This is a genomic window from Duganella sp. AC237, from assembly GCF_979254035.1.
The window spans coordinates 946414-967715 of sequence record NZ_CEEDEW010000003.1; the positions used below are offsets into that span (position 1 = coordinate 946414).

Annotated in this window: 17 protein-coding genes; 14 read left to right on the forward strand and 3 right to left on the reverse strand. The window is 54.8% G+C overall.

Annotated elements, in window-relative coordinates:
- Nucleotides 1-3: 3 nt before the first annotated feature.
- Nucleotides 4-1152: a succinylglutamate desuccinylase/aspartoacylase family protein gene (locus AC0IYS_RS04550; RefSeq protein WP_471704058.1), complete on the reverse strand. Its 1149-nt coding sequence runs from the start codon at nt 1150-1152 to the stop codon at nt 4-6.
- A 205-nt stretch (nt 1153-1357) separates the two neighbouring features.
- On the opposite strand from AC0IYS_RS04550, the gene AC0IYS_RS04555 reads away from it, so the two are divergent.
- From AC0IYS_RS04555 to AC0IYS_RS04590, 8 genes are all read left to right on the forward strand, one after another.
- A complete protein-coding gene (locus tag AC0IYS_RS04555; RefSeq protein ID WP_471704059.1) occupies nt 1358-4138 on the forward strand; it encodes a TonB-dependent receptor in 2781 nt (926 codons plus the stop codon).
- A 107-nt stretch (nt 4139-4245) separates the two neighbouring features.
- Entirely contained in the window at nt 4246-5565 is a 1320-nt protein-coding gene (locus AC0IYS_RS04560) for a cyanophycinase (protein ID WP_471704060.1), read from the forward strand.
- Nucleotides 5566-5589: 24 nt separating this feature from the next.
- Nucleotides 5590-6846 carry a cyanophycinase gene (locus AC0IYS_RS04565; protein ID WP_471704061.1) on the forward strand — a complete coding sequence of 419 codons (1257 nt, stop codon included), beginning with the start codon at nt 5590-5592 and terminating at the stop codon, nt 6844-6846.
- A 187-nt stretch (nt 6847-7033) separates the two neighbouring features.
- Nucleotides 7034-7345: a peptidase M64 N-terminal domain-containing protein gene (locus tag AC0IYS_RS04570; RefSeq protein WP_471704062.1), complete on the forward strand. Its 312-nt coding sequence runs from the start codon at nt 7034-7036 to the stop codon at nt 7343-7345.
- Nucleotides 7346-8050: 705 nt separating this feature from the next.
- Entirely contained in the window at nt 8051-9292 is a 1242-nt protein-coding gene (locus AC0IYS_RS04575; protein WP_471704063.1) for a hypothetical protein, read from the forward strand.
- 35 nt (nt 9293-9327) lie between these two features.
- Complete coding sequence (locus AC0IYS_RS04580; protein ID WP_471704064.1) at nt 9328-11292, forward strand: hypothetical protein; 1965 nt, start codon at nt 9328-9330, stop codon at nt 11290-11292.
- A complete protein-coding gene (locus tag AC0IYS_RS04585) occupies nt 11282-13303 on the forward strand; it encodes a site-specific integrase (RefSeq protein WP_471704065.1) in 2022 nt (673 codons plus the stop codon). Before AC0IYS_RS04580 ends, AC0IYS_RS04585 begins: the two co-directional genes overlap by 11 nt.
- Nucleotides 13304-13334: 31 nt before the next feature.
- Nucleotides 13335-13952 carry a DUF3606 domain-containing protein gene (locus AC0IYS_RS04590; RefSeq protein ID WP_471704067.1) on the forward strand — a complete coding sequence of 206 codons (618 nt, stop codon included), beginning with the start codon at nt 13335-13337 and terminating at the stop codon, nt 13950-13952.
- A gap of 515 nt (nt 13953-14467) precedes the next feature.
- Here AC0IYS_RS04590 and AC0IYS_RS04595 read toward each other — a convergent pair.
- Nucleotides 14468-15559 carry a CAP domain-containing protein gene (locus AC0IYS_RS04595; protein WP_471704068.1) on the reverse strand — a complete coding sequence of 364 codons (1092 nt, stop codon included), beginning with the start codon at nt 15557-15559 and terminating at the stop codon, nt 14468-14470.
- Between the two features lie 763 nt (nt 15560-16322).
- On the opposite strand from AC0IYS_RS04595, the gene AC0IYS_RS04600 reads away from it, so the two are divergent.
- A complete protein-coding gene (locus AC0IYS_RS04600; protein WP_471704069.1) occupies nt 16323-16586 on the forward strand; it encodes a helix-turn-helix domain-containing protein in 264 nt (87 codons plus the stop codon).
- 492 nt (nt 16587-17078) lie between these two features.
- On the opposite strand, the gene AC0IYS_RS04605 is transcribed toward AC0IYS_RS04600, so the two are convergent.
- Complete coding sequence (locus AC0IYS_RS04605; RefSeq protein WP_471704070.1) at nt 17079-17348, reverse strand: LysR substrate-binding domain-containing protein; 270 nt, start codon at nt 17346-17348, stop codon at nt 17079-17081.
- Between AC0IYS_RS04605 and AC0IYS_RS04610 the strand changes: the two genes are divergently transcribed.
- The 5 genes from AC0IYS_RS04610 to AC0IYS_RS04630 all read left to right on the forward strand — a co-directional run bounded on the left by AC0IYS_RS04610 (nt 17310) and on the right by AC0IYS_RS04630 (nt 20450).
- Nucleotides 17310-17495 (forward strand): type II toxin -antitoxin system TacA 1-like antitoxin, encoded by a 186-nt coding sequence (locus tag AC0IYS_RS04610; protein WP_471704071.1) that lies wholly within the window; start codon nt 17310-17312, stop codon nt 17493-17495. The genes AC0IYS_RS04605 and AC0IYS_RS04610 overlap by 39 nt on opposite strands.
- Nucleotides 17496-17685: 190 nt before the next feature.
- Entirely contained in the window at nt 17686-18648 is a 963-nt protein-coding gene (locus AC0IYS_RS04615) for a hypothetical protein (RefSeq protein ID WP_471704072.1), read from the forward strand.
- 6 nt (nt 18649-18654) lie between these two features.
- On the forward strand, nt 18655-19056 hold the full coding sequence (locus AC0IYS_RS04620) for a hypothetical protein (RefSeq protein ID WP_471704073.1): 402 nt from the start codon (nt 18655-18657) through the stop codon (nt 19054-19056).
- Nucleotides 19057-19310: 254 nt separating this feature from the next.
- On the forward strand, nt 19311-19703 hold the full coding sequence (locus AC0IYS_RS04625) for an immunity protein Imm33 domain-containing protein (protein WP_471704074.1): 393 nt from the start codon (nt 19311-19313) through the stop codon (nt 19701-19703).
- A gap of 39 nt (nt 19704-19742) precedes the next feature.
- Nucleotides 19743-20450 (forward strand): hypothetical protein, encoded by a 708-nt coding sequence (locus AC0IYS_RS04630; protein WP_471704075.1) that lies wholly within the window; start codon nt 19743-19745, stop codon nt 20448-20450.
- The last annotated feature ends 852 nt before the right edge of the window (nt 20451-21302 follow it).

Below are 21302 nucleotides of genomic sequence, written 5' to 3' on the forward strand. Positions count from 1 at the left end.
TTTTTATTGGCTCAGCAGATCGCCGGCGCGGTAGGCCCGGGCGCCCGCCACTTTGCCGACGTTCATCCCGCGCAGCACGTGGCGGTGGGCGCTGCGGGCGAAGAACACGCCGGCCACGCCGGCGCGCACCGTGGTCGTCTCGCCGCTGACCGGGTCGATCAAGTCGGCGATGGCGTCGCCAGGCGCGACGCGCTCGCCCAGCTCGCGGGTGTAGACCAGCACCCCGGCGTGCGGCGCGTACAGCGGCTCGACCCCTTCGAGCGGCGTGGCTTCGCACAGCGCGGCCGGCAGCGGCGCGGCGGCGATGGCGGCGGCGCCGGCGCCGCTGCCGTCGTTCAGCAGCACGCCGTTCAAGACCAGGAAGCGCAGCAGGGCGGCGGCGTCCTTTTCGGCCAGCTCGTAGCTGACCTCCATCTCGCCGCGCAGCTCCACGGTGGTCGACAGGCAGGCCGGCGGAATCGGATATTTACCCTCGAAGTGGCGCTCCAGGTCCCACCACAGGCGGCTGCAGGCCTCGTCGAACGGTTCGCCGCCGGCCTGGTAGGCCAGCAGCAGCGCGTGCGCGCCCATCAGCGCCGACAGCGGCGCGATGGCGCCGGCCAGCGGCGTGCCTGCGTAGATGTGCATCACCGCCTCGTTGTCGCAGTGCAGGTCGAGCACGATGTCGGCGTCGACCGCCATCGTCATCAGCGCTTTTTTCAGGGTGTCGGCGTCGGTCGACGGGCGCCAGTTGGCGATCGAGGCGCGCGCGTGTTCGCGGATCAGGCGCACGTTGGCGCCGGCGTCCTGGCCGAGCAGGCCGTCGAGCGATGTTTTCAGGTCCTCGAACACGTGCTTGTAGTTGCGGTTGAAATTGACGCCGGTGGTCAGGTCGAAGCGGCCGAAGGCGGCGCCGTGGATCGCCTGCGCCAGCCCGATCGGGTTGGCCGCCGGCACCAGGATGACTTCGCCGGCGATCTGGCCGGCCGCCTCCAGCGCGGCCAGGCGCTTGCGCAGGAACTGGGCCACCAGCATGCCCGGCACCTCGTCGGCGTGCAGCGAGGCCTGGATATAGACCTTTTTGCCGGCTCCCGGCGTGCCGAAGTGGAAGCTGGTCAGTTCGAAAGCGGTGCTGCTGTGGGGGCCGGAAAGGGGGTGTTTTTGTACATGCATGATGGGCTGGCAGGGAAGGTTGACGGTGCGGCGATGTGCTTAACGATGCTTAACGCGTGCTTTAGTGCTTGAGTATGTAGCACTATTTTCACAAAGTAAATCGTTCGGGCCGAATCGGGACGCGCTTTCTTGAGTTTTCCCCGCGAACTGCGTACAGTTAGTCGATTGGAATTATTTACATATGACATAACTACCAGAGAGAACTATGGCTGAATTGCACGGTATGCGAATTTCCACGATGGCGCGCTCGGTGCGCCGCGCGATCGGTCTGGGCGCGGTGATCGGCGTGCTCGGCCAACCGGGCCTGGCGCTGGCCCAGGACGCGTCGGCGCCCGCCCAGGACCCCGCCGCCGCCAAGCCGATGCCCCGGGTCGAGATCACCGGCTCGGCGATCAAGCGCATCGAGTCGGAGACGGCGTTGCCGGTGCAGGTCATCACCCGCGAGGAGATCGACAAGGTGGGCGTGACCACCGCCTCCGAAATCCTGGCCCGCCTGTCGGCCAACGTCGGCGGCCTCACCGACGGCGCCAGCATCAACGTCGGCGGCGACCAGCGCGGCTTCAACAGCGCCAACCTGCGCGGCATCGGCACCTCCTCGACCCTGGTGCTGCTCAATGGCCGCCGCATGGCGAACTTCGCCTCGCCCGGCGACGACACCGGCGTCGACCTCAATAACATTCCGGCCGCCGCCATCCAGCGCGTCGAAGTGCTGCTCGACGGCGCCTCGGCGCTGTACGGCACCGACGCCATCGGCGGCGTGATCAACTTCATCACCCGCAAGGACTACCAGGGCGTGGAGCTGAACGCCTATGGCCTCAAGACCGAGGAGGGCGGCGCCGGCAAGCGCAAGGCCAGCATCACGGCCGGTTTCGGCGACCTGTCCAGGGACGGCTTCAACGTCTTCGCCGTGGCCGACGTGCAGAAATCGAACGCCTTGAGCACCTCGCAGCGCGACTTCATCGGCGACCTGCGGGTGCCCGAGCGCCTGCCGCACCTGCTGTCGGGCTACACCTCGCCGGCCAATATCCGCCTCTCCAGCGCCCAGCGCGATGAACTGCAGGAGCAGAACTTCCGCATCAACGGCAAACCGATCACCAACCGCACCATCAATCCGTCGGTGCCGACGTGCGCGGCGCCGGCCAACCTGTATCTGCCGGCCGGCATCGGCGGCGTCGACGCCTGCACCTACGATTACATGCGCGACACCGAGTTGTTCCCCAAGTCGGACAAGAGCAACCTGCTCACGCGCGGCGTGTTGCAGCTTACGCCGAACAGCCAGTTGTACGCCGAGGTGGCGCTGAGCCGCTCGAAGACCTGGTACATCGGCTCGGGCGCGCGCGCCGACGACGCCGAAATCGACTACAAGAAGATCCCGGCGTTCGCCGGCTTCACGCTCTCGCCGGAGGAAGACGCCGATCCGGGCGCGCCGGTCACCGTCGGCCTGCGCATGCGCATGAACGAGGCCGGCCGGCGCGCCACCGAGTTGACCAGCGAAAGCCAGCGCTATGTGGTCGGCCTGACCGGCACCGCCGCCGGCTGGGACTATGACTTCGGCGTCAACCACAGCGTCAACAAGATCAAGGACCGCGACACCCACGGCTACCTGTTGAAGGACCAAATGCTGCAGGGGATCGCCGATGGCTTGATCAACCCGTTCGGGCCATCGAGCCAGGCCGGCGTCGACCTGCTCAACCGCATCCAGGTCGACGACGTGGCGCGGCGCGCGCGCGGCACCATGGATTCGGTCGACTTCAAGCTCTCGCACGCGATCGGCGCGCTGGCCGGCGGCGACGCCGCGCTGGCCGTCGGCGGCGAATACCGCCGCGAACGCACCAGTTACAACCCGTCGGACCTGCTGTTGAGCGACAACATCAACAACGATCCGGCGCCCGAGGAGGAGCGTGCCTACAGCAACAGCCGCAAGGTCAAGGCGGTCTACGGCGAGCTGCTGCTGCCGTTCACCAAGCAGTGGGAGGCGCAGCTGTCGGCGCGCTACGACCATTATCAGGTGGTCGGCGGCGCCGCCAGTCCGAAGGTGGGCGTGAGCTACACGCCGACCAAGACCATGCTGTTCCGCGCCTCGGCCGGCCGCGGCTTCCGCGCGCCGTCGATGACCGACCTGTATCGCGCCAACATCTACAGCGTCACCGCCACCTTGCCCGATCCCGTGGCCTGCGCCGTGGAAGACGCCACCTTGGCCGATTGCGCCGACAACTGGAGCACGCGCCGCTATTCGAACGCCAACCTCAAGCCCGAGCGCAGCCGCCAGTTCTCGACCGGCATGGTGATCCAGCCTTCCAAAAACGCGTCGATGACGATCGATTACTGGAACATCGAGCGCACCGACTTGATCAGCGAGATCGGCGACGACATCATCCTCGGCAACCTGGCCAAATACGGCAACCTGGTGCACCGCGACGAGGACGGCGCGATCGACTACATCGAGCTGCGCAAGGAAAACCGCGGCGCGCAAAAGGCCTCGGGCATCGATGTGATCCTCGACTACAACGGCGTGCGCACCTGGGCCGGCAATTTCGGCGGCCGCCTGTCGGGCACCTACGTGCTCACGTCGAAGATCCAGAACGACGTCGGCGACCCGTATGTGAGCAACCTGGGACGCTTCGTCACCGACGGCGTGGTGCAGCGCTGGCGCCATACCATCAACTTCGACTGGGACCGGGGCCCGTATTCGGCAACGCTGTCGAACACCTTCTCGAGCGGCTACCACGACCAGAACTCGGCCATCAACACCGACGACGGCACGGTGGTGGCGCCCAACCGCGTCAGCTCCTACTCGCTGTGGGACCTGTCGGGCGCCTGGCAGGTGAGCAAGGCGTTCAAGCTGCGCGCCGGGGTCCAGAACCTGTTCGACAAGGCGCCGCCGTTCTCCAACCAGGCGTACTTCTTCCTGTCCGGCTATGATCCGACCTACACGGATCCGCGCGGCCGGCGCTTCTTCGCCAGCGCCAGCTACGCCTTCAAATGAAAGCCCTCCACAATGTAATACATGCTTAAGTAATTGATTGGTATCATCTGTATTACCACGGCGCCGCGCGCAAGCCCCGGCGCCGGTTTCATCATTGGAAGGGCAACATGAAATTTACAGGTTCTACGTTCCAGCGCCTTTGCTTGCTTTGGCTGCTGGTGTTCGCCGGCGTCAGTGCGCATGCGGCCCAGGGAGCGGCCGCCACGTCGTCGGCCAAGGCGCAGTCGGGGACCAAGGCCAGCAAGCCGGCCAAGGCGGTGCCGCCGCCCAAGCCGGTGCTGGCGCCGCCGGCGGGCAACCTGGTGATCATCGGCGGCGGCCTGCGCGCCGACAACGCCGAAGTCTGGCAGCGCATCGTGCAGCTGGCCGGCGGCCGTGGCGCGCGTATCGGCGTATTCGGCTCGGCCTCGATCAATCCGGAAAAGTCGGCGCAAAACACGGTTAACAAACTCAATCAATATGGCGCCCAGGCGTTCTTCATCCCGCTCGGCGTGACCCTGCCCAACAGCGATTACCGCAAGGCCGCCGAGGATCCGGAGGTGGTGGCGCTGATCCACTCGGCCACCGGCATCTACTTCACCGGCGGCGACCAGGCCCGCATCACCAAGGCGCTGGTGCGCCCCGACGGCTCGCGCACGCTGGCGCTGGAGGCGGTATGGGACGTGTACCGCGACGGCGGCGTGGTGGCCGGTTCCAGCGCCGGCGCCGCGATCATGAGCACCACCATGTTCTACGACGCCAAGGCCACCCTGGACATGCTCAAACAGGGCGTCACCGACGGCAACGAGATCGCGCCAGGACTGGGTTTCATCGGCGACGACGTCTTCGTCGACCAGCATTTGCTGGTGCGCGGCCGCTTCGCCCGCATGATTCCGGTGATGTTGAAAAAAGGTTATCAGATCGGCCTGGGCATCGACGAGAACAGCGCGATGGTGGTCAACGCCCGCCGCGATGTGGAAATCATCGGCTACAGCGGCGCGCTGCTGCTCGATTTGTCGGCGGCGATCACCGACCGTGGCATCAAGGGTTTCAATATTAGCAATGCCACCATCAGTTATCTGGACAGGGGCGACAAATTCAACCTGGTCTCGCGCGAGTTCACGCCGTCGGCCGACAAGGCGGACAACAAGCTCGATCCGAACCAGCCCGACACGCGCGGCACCGTTTTCACCAACGACATCCTGGGCAACAACGCGGTGCTGGACCTGATGGTGAACCTGATCGACAACGCCCAGCAGGAGGCCATCGGCATCGCCTTCGGCAATCCGCGCGATTCGGCGCCGGACATCGGCTTTGAATTCCGCTTCAGTAAAACCATCAACAGCGTCGGCTACAGCTCGACCGAGGTGGAGGCGTATTCGGTGCTCAAGCTGAGGATGGACATCCGGCCGATCCAGCTCCAACAACCGCTTTACCGGTACCGGTAGCGGGCGAACCGGGAGTCGGCCGTCATGCGCACACCGGGCACCATGTTGAAGCACCTGATCGGGGCGATCCTGGTGCTGGCCATTCCGCTGGAGGGCGCGTTGGCGGCGCCGGCCGCTCCCAAAGGTTCGCTGGTGATCATCGGCGGCGGCCTGCGGGGCGACAACGCCGACGTCTGGCAACGCATCGTCGCGCTGGCCGGCGGGCCGGGCGCGCGCATCGCCGTGCTGCCGTCGGCGGCGGCCGATCCGCAGCGGACCGGCGACAGGATCGTCGAGCGACTCAATGGCTACGGCGCGGCCGCCTTCATGGTGCCGCTGGCGGTGCGCCTGGACGGCAGCGATTTCCGCCGGGTGGCCGAGGATGGCGAGTTGGCGGCGGCCGTGCGCGGCGCCGGCGGCGTGTTCTTCTCCGGCGGCGACCAGTCCCGCATCACGCAGGCGCTGGTGCGCGAGGACGGCAGCCGCAGCGCGGTGCTGGAGGCGGTGTGGGACGTCTACCGCGGCGGCGGCGTGGTGGCCGGCGACAGCGCCGGCGCCGCCATCATGAGCAGCACCATGTTTTACTCGCCGAATTCGGTGTTCGGCACCCTGCGCGGCGGCGTCAATGAAGGCCGCGAAATCGCGCCCGGTCTGGGCTTCATCGGCGACGACGTCTTCGTCGACCAGCACCTGCTGGTGCGCGGACGCTTCGCCCGCATGATCCCGGCGATGCTCAAAAAGGGCTACAAATTCGGGCTGGGCATCGACGAGAACACCGCCATGGTGGTCGACAGCCGCCGCAACGTGGAAATCGTCGGCCACAAGGGCGCGCTGCTGATCGACCTGTCGCGCGCCACCACCGACCCCGCCAACGCCGGCTTCAACGTCTCCAACGCGGTGATCAGCTATCTGGACCGGGGCGACCGCTACGACCTGGCTTCGCACGTGTTTACGCCGTCCGAGGCCAAGGCCGGCGGCCGGCTGCGGGCGGAACACGCGGTGCTGCACCAGCCGGTTTTCTCGCCCGATATCCTGGGCAGGAACGCGGTGGTGGACCTGATGGAGAGCCTGATCGTCAACCGCCGCGTCGAGGCGATCGGCATCGCCACTAGCGGTCCCCAGTCGCTGCTGCCGGAACTGGGCTTCCAGTTCACCTTCAGCAAAACGCGCGACAGCGTCGGCTATGCATCGACATCGGCGTCGGTGACGGCGGCGCCGGTGCAGAGCTACTCGATCCTCAACGTCCGGCTGGATATCCGCCCGCTCGACATCGGGCAGTCGCTGACGACGCAAAAAAACTAGGCTGGGAGGTGGGGTGCTAAAAAGCGGCTTTTACTAAATGCCGCTAACCTTTGCTAACCTCTACTAGCCCGTGCTATTCCTTACTAAAATTGCCGCGCGTGACGCTAAACCATACTAAATTTCGCTGCGCCACCGCGGCGACAACCTAAAATAACGGTCACGTTTTCAACCGCTTGCCAGGAATCCCATGAGTCTTTTCGTTCACTCCCGCCGCTTTGTCTCTGCGCTGCTATTGGCGCTGTCCGCTGGCGCCGTTCCCGCATTGGCCGCTGCGCCCGCGCCGGCCGGCCAGCCGGCCACCATCCGCCTCGACTACATCCATAGCGGCAACGCGCTCAACGAGCTGTATGCGATGGAACGTGTGGTGATCGAGCCGCTGCCGTGGCCCGGCGACATGCGCCGCACCATCGACGACACCAATCGCGGCAACAACCTGGTGGAGGTGGTCGACGCCGCCTCCGGCAAGCTGCTGTACTCGCGCGGCTTTTCAATTAGGTAACCTCCTCAGATCTTTATCGCGACAGGCATTCCAGCGATAACACCTCCCTCCCTCCCTCCCTCCCTCCCTCCCTCCCTCCCTCCCTCCCTCCCTCCCTCCCTCTCTAGCTGCGATCGATGAATCCGCATGTCGGTTGATCGGCTACTTAGTATTTGGCTCTCAAGTGATCCTTTACTGCTTCAATGCTTGAGCGACTGCATCTCAAATATCTAAAACCGCAAACATCCAGAATCACTTCGTAGACTCGGGTTTTTTCGCTAGTCAAAATATTATTAGACGGCCCATTTCCAAGAGATCCTATATTTTGCAGTGCGAGTGTCCCTTAAAAGAGACGCGGGCAACAAATTTTTTTAAATTTTTTCTTGACGCTGCAATATGAATGAGCTAGTGATCTTCCATTTTTATAGTTTGTTAAATATATAGTATTCCATTCAATGGTTTATGGAGTGCCTCATTTTCTATTCCATAGTCTCGAAGAACTGAGTCCCTCCCTTTTCGGAATTGTTACGGTTATCTTGACGCTTTCAATTTTGTCGCAGTGTTGATAAAGTGTCTGCAACCTAATCGAAATAGTAGAAAACGCCACTTATGGATGCGCCATTACGATATGAATTATTTTTTCCTAGCGTCGAAACTCTACGTACGGCGGGGAAGTCAATTTCACCCCGTTTTCCGATAATATTTAACTCACTTGGAGAGTTATGTGTGATTCCGTCAGAGTTCCTATCGCTTTGTGGCGGCTTCAAGAAAAATATATCCGACATCGCCGCTATCCGTCAGATAAGGATATTTACCTCGAAGACGAATCGAACATATGGCGAAAGCTTAGTGAATTTCCTCGAATGGTGTTCAGCAACTGGGCGTACATGGACAACGGTAAAATTTTCCGAAGATCTATTGCAGGGTTATAAAAATGACATGCTGTCGGGAGCTTGGTCGAAATACGGAGACGAACTAAGCCCGAGAACCATAAATCTGAGATTGAGTGTCGCCTGCGATTATCTTACTTGGTCCGCTCAAAAAGGTTACCGCGAGAATTTTCAAGTTGCCACATCAGTACAGGCGGTCGCAGCGCCGAGCGGCCAATCAACTCGAGGTCATAAGCCACTTATGTTGGAAAAACGCATTGGATCGGTTCGATTGGATCCAATGCATCTTAGGATTCCTACCGACGCAGAGGTAGAACGATGGTTGGGCTCTGTGAAGCTCCGGAGTGGACGCGTCAAAGGATTAATGTGTGAAACAATTTTGGGAACAGGTGTCAGACGCCAAGAAACGGTGTGTTGGAAGCCAGATACGCTTCCTTTTGATATCAATGAGTGGGAAGCCAAACATGAAACAGTTGTCGTTAGTATTAAATATGGGGCCAAAGGAAAAAAATATAGTGATTCAGCTGGCGACGAGGTTGGACCTGCTCGTAACGTCGATATTCCGTTAAGCCTCGCGAACAAGATTGACGAATATAGGACTTTTGTTCGCCCCAAGTTGATGGCCAAATACGTCAAAGACGGAATGAATTCAACAGATCGTAAATGGAGAAAGCAAGAGTGTTCGCGGCACTTATTTTTGTCTGAAGACAGCGGTGCTCCGATTTCCGCAACCAGCTTATATAAGGCGTGGACCAAATCCCTTTATCTGCCGTACCCTGGGTTTTCTCCACACTTGGGACGCCATTGGTGGGCTTGTAAAAAATTGTTATCAGAGTCTAGACTGATTCTAGCAATGGGCAACCGCCATTTTTCAGACGTCGGTGAAGGGGTAGTGGTTGCAACTGTTACAGATTTAATCCGAATCTATATCACGCCGCAGTTGGGCCATATTGACCAGAGAACATCCGAAACTTACATTGCTTGGGTACTGAAAGCGCTTAGATACGGGGACAGCGTCGAGGACTATGCGAAGTCGCTCGATGACTTTGATGTTCAATCTGAACTCGATCAATTCTGATTTATTATTGTTTGAATTTCTTTAGAAGCTAGAAAATGAAATCTAAATATTTTAAGCTGGTCGAACCTGAATCGCCTCAGGCAGCATTGGAGAGAAAATGGATTGTGTCGTCGTCTACACATCTTAACACCGTTGACTTTCGAGAATTCTCCAACGGATGTCCGGTGCCGCCTTACAACCAAAATTTGGCCGGCAAGTGGGTCCCGTTTTCCGGTAGACCGAAGCTTATCGAACAGCTCATGCCGTACATTAAGATTTATCTCCCTGATAAAGCATATGCGACCTTCAGCAGATGGCGCGCGGGTTTTCGCGGTATCTGGCGTTTTTTAGATAGCATAGATCCGAGTGGTGAGATTGATGAAGTATCTAAGTTGACGGAAGTTCACGGTGCGCTTCAGTACCGACAAAACATCTCTGGAGAGTATGTTGGCGTCTTCATGCTAGTGGTCAATCATGCGCGAAAAGATATGGGACTACCGCAACTCTATTGGCTTCGCACGTCTCGCCCAGTGAACCTTACTGATGTACCTGAACACCATCATATTGCTGCCGTGCACAGTTTATTGAAAACGCGAGTCAAGAAAGTGATAGCCGGATGGGCGAAAGCGGACGAACTGGCTGAAAAAGGAAACGTGATATTTGATCAATTAGATGGGCTGCCGAAAATGAAGGCATGGTCCGAATCAGATCACCATGCGACTTTCCGTTATTTACGAACCAGTCTCGCTATGGCTTGTCCTACTATCAATCGTATCAATGCTACATATGTGCGGTGTAAGTTTTTCAATCGCGGTGTCCGGATGTCGACGCGCGGGCTATATCCGTTGTTTGGAGACGTGCAAGCTTTCTTTTTATTATATCTGGGCAGGACAGGTTGGAATCCAGCAGTAACGTTGGCGATCGATGTAGACGATATTGATGAAACAATTATCCCTCATCCAAGTTCAGCAGAACACCATATCGTTTACAGCGTGAAAGCGCGCGCAGGTGGTGCCCAGCAGTTCGCTATTGGCCTAACCAAGTCCCAATTTTCAGCCGGAGGCTTGCTTAGAACACTCTACCAGCGAACGGAACCTCTTCGTGGTGAATTGCGCGCTCTGCTTGCCGTAGAAGTGGCTCGTCCTTGGACTAAGGAGGTGGAGCGCGAAATCTTAAAACTACGCAAAATTATTCGTTCACCTTGGCTATATGTTGTGTTTCCGAGTGGAGAAATTGGCGCACTTAATGAAGTTTCTTATCTGCGTGCTTATCCGGAATTTCCTGGAGATTCGCGTGCGCCGGTGCTCGAGAAAATTATCGACGAGATTAATAGAACCAGCAAAAGCTCGGTAAGGATTCCATATTTTACGCCCACTGATTTCCGCGATGGAATGATATCCTATGTTTATGAGTCAAGCGGCTATGACTGGCTCGTCACGAAACTTGCAGCAGGACATAGGAGCCCAGAGAGTTTAAAAGCATATTTTAGAAAACGTAGATGGAAGATGGACGGTGAAAAAAAGGTCAGCCGTTGGCAGGAATCGTTGTGGAGTGAAATTAGCAAGCGACGTGTTGTCGATCCCGCTGTTTTGTATGCGCTGGTACAACGTGGAGAAATCACGGATGAGCAAAGATTTCGTTGGATGGGTTTCAAAGATCGAACGAGCGTTGGAATGGGGTGCAAAAACTTCAAGAAGCCACCGAAGTACATTGATCCATCCCATGTCGACGGCCGTGGATGCCGGAGTCAACGTTGTACTCTTTGCGAGCATGGGATCGTGTTTGAAGACAGTCTTAATTTACTGGCGAGGCGAATGGCAGAGCTCCAGCACCTTAGAACTCTGTTGCCTCTAATTACTTGGCATCAGTCTACGTTTCCAGACGAGTTAGATGCTACTGGGAATACTCTTGATAGCAATTTTCCTCCAGAGGTTGTTGCTGCGCTGATAGCATCCTGGAGCACGAAGATTCTATCTGGGGAACACTTGCCCATCTATTTCGGAGGCGAATATGGCTCGTAATTCCTTTGCTGCGAAAGAGCTCGTCGACGATTTCCGTTTCTCGTTTTTGGCTACCATCGATGTCGCAAAAATTCAGACGCTGGATGAGCCAGCCCTCGTCGCTATTCAGCGACAACTAGGAATTGGCGATAGTCTCGGGACAGTAGAGTTTCCGGCCGGGTGGTTCCCTCCGGGGGTATGTAGAGCCGTTTTCCGGAGGCGGTTTAACTTCCGATCGAACCTTCGGCAGTACTCAAACGATGAGGCGAAACTTGACGCGGCTGTGCTTTTTCTTGTGCGATTTATGCTCATCGCGTTCCTCACGCCGATGAGTGATCGCCGAAAAGGAAGTTATTTCCTTAGTAGTTCCACGTGGGCTGACTCCGTTCAGTCGGTGCTCTCGATGTTAAAAATCGTGTTGTCCACATCCGTTCAATTGACCGGCAACATTTTCGACTGTTTGGATCCCGCAGGTATTGCTGAGATCCGAAGGACGCTCCGTTTCGCAAAAGAGGCTAATAGGATTGAAGTTTTGGTATCTCGCGGCTATCTTCAACAGAGACTACCTCGAAGCGTTTATGATGCGATTCCTCTGGGCACCGAAGGACCGCCACCGCCTCCATCCCCTAAAGGAAAGTTTGAGCCTTTTCCTGATGAATTCGTTGGCGAGATGGGATGGCGGTCACATTGGATTGTTGAACAGCTTGATCACGCGATTATAGATTGCTTGCAACAATGTATCGGTGTCCTTAAGAGTATCCCAGGCGTGGGTACACATGCTAAGCGTAAGCGTTCGGAAGCGATACAGGGTTTGCTCTCTGCATATGTCTGGAGAGATCGAAATGGCTCGATCATCAATGCGCTACCATTTGAAGTAAAAATTGCAGTGGGAAAAGCTATCCCAGATGATGAGAACTTTGCGTGGCCACCTCGGACTTGGAGCGAGCTAAAGTCTTTTGTTAGACTGTCGCAATCTGCCCATCTCATCATTTTTTTGATCAGTACAGGAGGTCGAATCAGTGAAGCGCTATCGCTTGACCCTTCTAGTGTTCGTACCGTGAAAGGAGTGCATTTGGTTGCAGGGAGAACGTATAAATTGGTTTTTGCCGATGCGGGTGGACGCAAGGAGTGGCCTATACCTGATATCGCGATGGAGGCACTTTGCAATCAGAAAGAGCTTGTTTCTCATATGCGCCTCGCGTCGCTTGATTTGGGTGAGAAAGATGTTGAGATCAGCGACACAGCTCTCTGGACTAGGATTGGCAAGGATGAGGATATTGACGCCGCGTATGGATACTTCATTTCCAGCGCCATCAAACTGTTGGGGCTCTCTGACATTCTTGGAGGCGGAACCCCACATGCTCATCGGTTCCGCAAGACGGTAGCCCGGCTGATTGCGCTTGCCATCGCCGGAGCGCCCAAGATTCTCATGGACCTGTTTGGCCATTCCACGATTGAGATGACGCTCCATTACATTTTGACGGACCCGCTTATACGAGCAGAGATGAGCCTTGTTCTTAAAGCACAAGTTGTCATGCTAGCTGAAGAGGCCATAGCCGACGTCGAGCTGGCAGGAGGTCCAGCAAGCGAAAAGGTAGTACGTGCCATTAGCGCTGCACGAAACGGGAATAGGTTTGGAGAATCGAATCTCAAGGACCTTGCAGAGGTTCTGACGCTGAGCGGCACGCATTGGCAAATCGTACGGCCAGGAGTGATATGCACTAAGTTGCCGCAGCAAGCAGGGGCCTGTAGCCGTGGACTTGGTGTGCCGGAGCACAGCAACTGCAAATCCTATTGCGATCATCGATTCGAGCATTCGTATCTGAGGGACGATGTTGATAGGACGCTAGCAGAGTGCATAAAAAACTTAGTGTGCGCCAAGTCTGACAAGGATGAAATTCAGTACGAAATGTGGGCCGGGCAGCTAATCGCGAACATTAATCGATTTTCAGATGTACGCGATCGTTGGATCAATCATCCAGTCGTGACAGAAGTGCTTTCGGCGGAGGGAGTCACCAGTGAGGCAGAGTAAGGACGCAGAAACACAGGGACCACTTCTACAAGTGGACATCCCGCCAGGATTGCGGGCCGATGGCGCAGCCAGAAGTCAGCGTGTCGTTGAAAGTATTAAAAAAGCCATGTCCGAGATCGAGCTGGAGATCGATACGAACGATGGAATTTATCCGCTCAACAAAGGCATTCTTAACACGTCCGAGCTGCTTCGGCGTGCCGGCCTCGGCGTTGCTGTTTTGGAGGGGTATGTACATAAGACCACGACCAAGGAGTTTGTAAAGACTTGGCTTACACAGGTCATGGCAAAGATGGAGATCGGCGCGAAGTCTGTGCGACGCAAGGTCACGGGTCGATTAGATGAGGCTAGGGCGAAGCATGACGCCGTGAGAAATGCGTACTATTTGGCGCAGGTTCGTTATGAAAAGACACTGTGCCTGTTAGCAGACCAAAAGCGCGAGAATGAAGATCTCAGAGCGCAGCTAAATCGTGCGTCTAATGGCAGTGTTCGATTCCTGCCCCGTGATCTAAACAGGATCACGATCAGTGACAGCGCAAGCGTAGTTTATTGGCTTGCGGAGCTAGATATCCATAGGGACGAACTTTTACACGCAGTGGACCATGTAGGAACGAACGCGGCGGCCGTCCGAGACTTTCTAAGTCGTCGGTGAATTGATGGGGCGATCAATCCTGGTGGCCCCTCTCCTGACTCGACACGATCTCTGCTCAGATCGTGCTTTCATCTCAGGCCAGGTTGCGTGGGAGGTTCTCGGCCACACCCTCGTTATTTCGCTAAAGGGTTCGAGGAAATGATTGTTTGCGATCACCGTTTCGTGGTCATTGCCGATGCAGATGAACACTTTTTGCCCAGTTGAATCAAGGCACGACCATACGGATGACACTTCGTTCAACACGTATAGCATACCTTCTTGATGCGGTGTTTGAACGAACAGTCTTGCGTTTATGGGATTCGTATCCTTGATAAATTCCATTACCGTAGCTAGATCGACGTCGACATATCGACTAATAAATTCATCTTTCGAAAACCGCTTCGGTAGCGTAACGTCCAGATGGAAGATGTGTGATTTCAACGATACTTCGAGCATGGTTTGCACCTTTCAATCGCCTCAAGTTTGTATTTCGAAATGACGAGGCCGTACCTTGCACGACCTTGATCTGCTTTTCGCTACTTGGTCGTAAACGACCATTCCTTGGTGAACGCCGCACCGTTATTGGTGCCGGTGAACTTCACGTTGTAGGTCGTGGTTGACTTGAATGCTGCCTTCGCCACCAGGAACGCTACGTTGCCGGTCAGGTAGTTGTTCGGGTCGTTCGCACGAGTCAACAGACGCGCATCCATCGGAGCGCTCTTGCCGGCTTCAGCGACTGTGAAGGTCGTTACAGCGATGGTGTTGCCGGTGACTACCGAAACGCTCACTGGGAACGACGTTTTAGTTGGGAAGTCGCTGTTGGCCGTCGACAGTTCGGGGAACGGGTTCGGTGCTTCGACATAGCTATGAAGCGCCACGCCAGTCTGGCCGTTCGACGGGTACACACCAATGTAGTCAGACGCAACGGACTGGTTGGTTTTCAGGCCAAGCTCCATGACAACGGTTTGGCTCTTGTCAGCACCAACAGCGACGCCAATTTCACGCACATTTTGCAACATCAGGCCAACGCGGTGATAGACGGTCTGCACTAGGGTGCCAAGCGCCACAGCGCCGCCCTGACCACCGCCGAAGGTTACTTCTTCGCCGGTGTACGAACCGTCATACGATGCGAACTTGGCGCGGTCAGCTTCCTGCACTCCAGTGAACTTGGCCAGAGCGCCATTTTCGATGTGCAGCATCGAGCGGCCAGTGGCCGGATCAAAGCTGTTTAGGTTGACGGTGCCGCCGTTGTTGATGTCGTTCACCAGCAGGTAACCCAGATGGTTGGCAGAGGCGGTGTCGAGCTTGGTGTTTTGCGCCAGCAGACCCAGGCCGACCTGAGCGCGGAAAGCGTTCAGCGCCGTCACGAACTTGAATTCCTCCGAGTTGGCAGCGTAGGTGAGTGTCGGGACGCTGGTTTGGGTATCGCTAGGGATCAGGGTCGGCGGCGCAGTGGGTCCCACCGGGTTGGTTGGGGTCGTTGGTGCACTCGCGGTGGAGCTGGCCGAACCGCCACCGCAGGCGCTCAAAATTGTCGCAAATGCTGCCGACACGAAAATAGATGAAGTTAATTTGTGCATTGGTTTTGTAGATCCGTTAAGTAAAACGAAGTACAGGCCGTCAATCAAATGCTGTGCGAGCCTGATTTACGATGGCTAGACGTACTTTCGGCGACAGCCTTTTGCTGAAGAAAAGTACCCAGACTAGTTGTGCTGCCCAAATAGAAAAAAATCCGGCAAACATGAGTGGAGCCAAGAATTTTTCCCCCAGATTAGACATAAACGAACGCAGGACGAAAAACGGGATCACTAGCAGGAAAGGAGCGATGAACCACGTGGTCATGAATGTTATCAATCCCCCAATCAGTGCAGTGACTGACATATCCCGGAATAGGCGGGGGAAGGATCAGGTATACGTTCGATCTTGCCCGTTGATTTTTTGATTGCACAGAGATGAAGGGACTGCTTGTACAATCGGCAGAAGGACAACTCGACCTCCTCATGTACTGAGTTCTCCACATTACTGACTATGTAATCCAAGACCCAGCAGTTATCGAAGCGTTCGTCGCCGACATCAAGAAAAGAAAATCTGCTACTGCCTTTCGTCCAGATTGCTGCGGGAAGCGGTCCCAACTTCCCTCGTACCGTAAAAGCTGAATGTCTCATAATTTCCAGGGGGCGGTTGTTTTAAAGGCAACAATGGGCGTGCTTTTTGCCCACGAGATTTACCTGAGTTTTGAAAACTCAAACAAGTATAGTTTCCAAAAGCAATTTTGTCACTCATAGTGCGGGTACTTATAGTGCGTGTACTTATAGTGCGGGCCATCATAGGACGTGGAAACATAGTGGTCAGTTTCATATGCTTTGGCGTCACCACCACTTGGGCCAAGCTATGAAATATGAGAAATTGCTAGACCTGTTCGGAGAACGAGTAATCGAGTTGAGGAAGGTCCTAGGCTGGTCTCAAGAAAAGTTAGCCCTTGAGAGCGGGCTAGCAAGGAGCTATGTCGGCGGCATAGAGCGCGGCGAGCGCAATGTCTCGCTTGTGAACATCTGCGTGATCGCCGACGCGCTGGGCGTCCATCCGAGTGAAATGCTGAAATTTGGGCCGAAACCGAAAGCAAAAAGAAAGCCTGCCACAGCCTCTGACACATGATTCACGCTTGGGTCGCGTGGTTGGTTGTGTGCCTGTCTTCATAGCTGACGAGCAGTACGCTTATGCGCTTAAACGTGCGATTGCGCCTGCTACGATATGCTTTTTCCTAGCGACGTCGGGATTCTTTGAGTACCTTCTTCATGATCAAATTTGGGCTCAGCATTCGGCGCGTATTGTGCGAACCATTCTTGACCACCTCGACTTGCGCATGCGGCCAGACGTGTCCTACGACTCCGGCTGAGATCCACAATGTTGGGTTGCTTCCAGACTGGTCGATTTAGCTGCATAGTTTGCATCGAAAGTTGATCACGTTAATACATGCACCTACTCATCAGAACGAGTAGGTAGAGCTTCAGATGGAGCTGTCAATTCGGCGCGCAATCGACGCTAAAGGAACGGTTCGAATGCTCTCACGACAGGGGCCAAGCGTGCGTGAGGGAATGGCCGGCGGGCATACTGAGAAGGCCAACCCTGTGATCAACCGAATACGTATCAATCGATGATTGGTGAATTCTTGGTTGCGAACTCTTGTGTGGCCCAAGCCAAGAAAACACGCACTCGTGGCGATAGTTGGCGATTTCGAGGATAGACCAGCGATACTGGCACGGAAGGCGGTGGGCGATGGTTTATTATCGTAACTAGAGCGCCGTTTCTCAAATCATTCTCCACGTGGAAGCGCGGCATCTGCGCTACGGAAGCGCCGCTGAACTTTGAGGGTGCACTATGACCGATTTTGCTTTGCCCACCATTCAGGATGCCCATCAACGTGCCACCGAGCAGGTCGAAGTTATTTCGCTGCCGTTGGCCGTTCAGGCGTGCTTAGCCCTGGCGCTACTATCGCCGGCGCAACCGTCCCCGGCTTTGCAACGTGCTTTCGCTCGGCGCAGTAAGCTCCTGCGTACACAATGAGCATTAGTGAATTTTTGCAGATGGGCAAGCTGCTATCCTAGACGCCGGCCGCGTTCGGCCAATACCGGACACCTAGACATTAGTCTAACAACTGGCCTTCCGCAGTGACAGGCCCTATCAACAATCCTCACCTGAAGAAAGATGCGGTATGCCTGTCATGCGATGTGACTTCCTGGTCGAGTCTGACCTTGTGATCGATAGCGCCGTCGAACAATATGCACCGGCTGCGGCTAACGAATACCAGTTCGTATATCGTAATGCTCCACCAGATACCAAAGGGAATCTCGCCCACCTTGCAGTGACGGTCATCGGCCCGACAAGTAGCTACGACGAAGCGCACGAAGAACTTCGTGCCCAACTTGCGCGGCAGTTGGATGTACTGGGCTTTGTAAGCCATGCACGCTTCAAGATCATCCGACCTTTGCGTAAGCTCGAATGGGAGCCTAACACAGCAACTCGTAGGTTTAGCGTGTTTGCACATGCAGACTCGCGCTATCCCGCACGAGCGCAGCTTTATCAGCAATTCATTGATGCCCCGACGGCTTTCATTGATGCGCCGAAATACGTCAGAAAAGCAGTACGAAATTTTCGTTATGGGCTGCTTGAAGAGATCCCGGAGGATCAGTTCATGCGGTTCTGGCTCGCTTTGGAGATATTAGCGGTCAATCAAACCGGTGACGTGGTGCGCCCCTCAATAAAATGCCGGCACTGCCAGAAGGATGCAATTTGCGCAGCCTGCGGAATGGCGCCGCCACTGGTGCGGTCATCAAAGGACCAAATCATTGCGCTGGCAAATCGAATCGTGGGTGCTAAGGCGAAGTCCGTGTACTCCAAGCTTTTTGATGTACGCAATGGGCTGGCCCACGGCCAAGACCCAGAAACGGTGCTCGCGAACTCGAAAGTCGAATGGGATAGATTGCTGTATGTTCTTGGCCGGCTCGTCCACGACGCAATTATGCTCGCCACATCAATAACGACGCTTCCATCACCAGTTCAAGCCTACGCAGGCAGCTTTGCGCGGAAAACAGTGATTGGCATTGGTCATGGAACTTTCGACTATACCAGTGGAGCCGAACACCCTTCCGAGAGTGAAATACCAAATCCCTCTGCAGAATTTGAATATTACAAAGACCCGCCGCCAAGCGTGCCGTAAAGAAATATGAAGCAGCAATATGATACGCAAGTTGTAAGGCGCATCGCGCTGTGTATTTGTACCAGCGTGAAAATCAGTGGATCTCCCACGTCGACAAGATGCTATCCTGATACTTCCTGCCAAGTACGGCCACAAGCAGTCGGATACCCTAAGGAAGCTAATGAGAATGGGAAAGTTGAACATATGAAAAAAAGCGAAAGCGAATCGGTGATCCGTCGGCTATGCCACTCTTGGGCGCAGGAGCATTATCCCAACGGCTTTCCAAATAATAATCCGAGTTTTATCGAATTTCATGCTTGGCTAAGCAATACCCATCCTCTGTATCTTACTTTTCGGACTGCAACCAATGTAAAAGACATAGTTGAGATGTGGTTCGATCAGGAATTCAAACAAACATGGCGTAACTAAAATGGACAAGGAAATGCCCTGCCCGAAATGTAGTGGCGATCCGTTGGGGACTGGTACTGTCAGTTGCATGCGCGACAAGGACTGGTGTACGGGAAACCGTTGCGGGGTTGAGGAGCTGGCTGCGACGTACACTTGCCTGAACCCTCGATGCCATTCGACAGGACAGACGCCTGAAGCAAAACGTTATTCGAGCGTCATAGCGACTAGCGGCCAGAAGCCGCCGTTCGAACTCGATAAAAAATTAAAATCAAACCATGTCCGACGACCAAAGGCAAATTTGCCAGCGATTTGGTGCCGAGTACGCACCGCCCGATATGAATGGGAGGGTGGGAATTGCGCTACAAACATTAGAAAATCTCCCCCTTCATGCTGTCCGAGTTCAGCCAGAGAATGGAGATTGTGGCTGGTACATTTACGGAGGAGAGGTTTCTGCGGACGTGAACTTTTATCAGCCGCTTTGCGTTGCCCACCTCCAAGACTACTGCGCTATGATTGTTCCTTATCTAGTCCTGCCTCCAGGATGGCGAGTCTTACTTGCGCCAGCGTATGAAGATGTTTGGTTCGATGACGAGTTATTGAAGAACCGGCCGACGGCGCGGCGGCCAAAAACAGACGGTTTAAGTAAAATATCGGAATGTTGCTCATAATAATGCCTCGAAAGTCTAATTGTTTCCAACAGGGTTTATATGAAAGAATTTATAAAGAAAAGATTTGATCTTTCGGAAGATGATTGGGATGGTGCTTGTGCGACATTTCTCGTTGGTACGGTAGTCATCGCTGGAGCAGTATTAACACAGGTCAATTCGTTCGAAAAAGGAAAAGCTCGATATTTTCAGATAGGATCAATGCTCTTATTATTTATCTTAATTTTTATCAACACGTTTTTTTTGGTAAAAAAACTAAGCGAAAAGGACGCGAAACCAAAGCTCATGAAATATCGCTCTGAAGTTGCGGCTGCTTTAACTCTATTTGGGTTGTCTTTCTTTCTATATAAATCAGGGCTCGACATAGATAGATCCAATATTAAAGTCAGAGTAAATTCAATTATGGAGATAAAATCTGAAATCGACAAGTCGAGTTTTTGCAAAAGTACTAAAAATTGTGAGGGGCTTAATTATTTAGTACAGAAGAGCTCGACTTCAATTATGAATGATAATCAAGACAAGATTTCTGCTAATATAGTTGATCTTAAAGGGCAGATTTACTTTTTATTTGCTGATCCAGTAGATAGTTTTGCTCGTGAAAAATATATTGGATTGGCAGATGAAGCTTTAATGGATGATGGACCGAAGGTCTTTTATTTTGGCGTATTATTTCAGGCGATGATCATAATTGGCGCCATAATTGCAATTCCCAGAAAAATTGCCTTGGCCTATATTGAAAAAGATAAATAATTTATTCTTTGGAATTATGCGTCTTTTTGATTCTGGAACAACCATCATTCCGTGTGATATGTAACGTTGCTAGTTATGCTCTCTGATGTTGGCTGGGTACGGCCAATGGCAGCCGTTAATCGCGAGCTTGATTCGCTTTTTTAGGCGGGTTAAGTAGGCCAAGTGAAATATATTATCTTCTGAATAGGGGCAGCGCACCATGAATCAAGACGACATTAATGAAATGGAATGGCGTAATCTAGGCAATTGGAGTTGGCGGGGACCGCTCGGCTTGTACTCGAGTAAACGCGACACTAGGCTAGATACGTCGTCTGCAATCGGCCAGAACCGGCCATTCAATGTGTTAAGCCCATCCATGAAATCTGACCTTGAGAATTTGCTTAGAGAGTCGAGAGCTTGGTTGGTCTCTCAGGAACCGCCGACTTCGCAAAGCCAAAAATGGTATGCGCTCCGCGTTTTCAAATCGTTTCTCGACAGAGTTGAATTGGAACCTATCGTGGCAGGAATTGTGCGCGCTGTTCACGCACTGCGCCACCACATTGTGGACCAGTTCGACTGGTCTACTGACTATTGCAAAGACATTTCAGAATTCTGTGACTGCGCAGACAGAATTCGCAGACAATACCAGACGGACCGATAGCGGCCAAGAGCGGACGTTCGCCGGTTGCTTGCGAATGTCTGCTATGGCCAAGACCGGTTTTCCAGGGAATCGTTTCACTACGGGCGTCTGTACCTTGATTATTGGTGATTAAGTCGGCCGGACATGTCTGCGCCATATTACTGCTGCTGAGTCGCCCTATGCTGAGGATCCATATAAACTAAGCTGCGACTCAGCCATCGGGGCGCAATTCT